General features: G+C 67.7%; 2 protein-coding genes. Both read left to right on the top strand.

Features of this window, described 5'->3' with window-relative positions:
* Positions 1–233: hypothetical protein (locus CAY82_RS26830; RefSeq protein WP_170931144.1), on the top strand; the 233-nt coding region annotated here is incomplete at its 5' end.
* The coding region (locus CAY82_RS25270) for a hypothetical protein (protein ID WP_087503454.1) at positions 230–409 on the top strand (180 nt) is incomplete at its 3' end. The genes CAY82_RS26830 and CAY82_RS25270, both read left to right, overlap by 4 nt.

Genomic DNA, 409 nt, shown 5'->3' with positions numbered 1-409 from the left:
ACGAGGCTTTCGCCGCGATGGCACAGGACAGCAAGATCAGCCATGTCCACACCTGGCTGGCGTTCTGGGCTCGGGAAGTCGAAGTCGAGCGGCGGCCCGATCTTGCCCAGCGGCGGAATCACGCGTTGAGGTCGCTCCACGCGACCACTAGCAAGGACGATCCCGCATTCCGCACCGCGATGGAGGAGCTGCGCGCTGTTGAGGCCGAAGCGGACCAGGCGGTCAGTGGGTGACCTGGCGGTGGGAGTACGACCCCGATCTGGAGTACGTCATCGGCGGAGCCCCGCCGGCATTCGTCGCCGAGGTCGAGAAGAAGGCTGACGAGCTGGTCCGGGCCGCCTCGGCCAAATACCTGGACGGCACGACGTACCAGGACATCGGCCCCGGCGCGGCGATGCAGCCCGTGCCC

It is taken from the genome of Pseudomonas sp. SID14000, from assembly GCF_002165135.1.
GTDB lineage: Bacteria > Pseudomonadota > Gammaproteobacteria > Pseudomonadales > Pseudomonadaceae > Aquipseudomonas.
The sequence above is the reverse complement of the archived record's forward strand: the minus strand, read 5'-3'. Positions and strand labels throughout refer to the sequence as shown.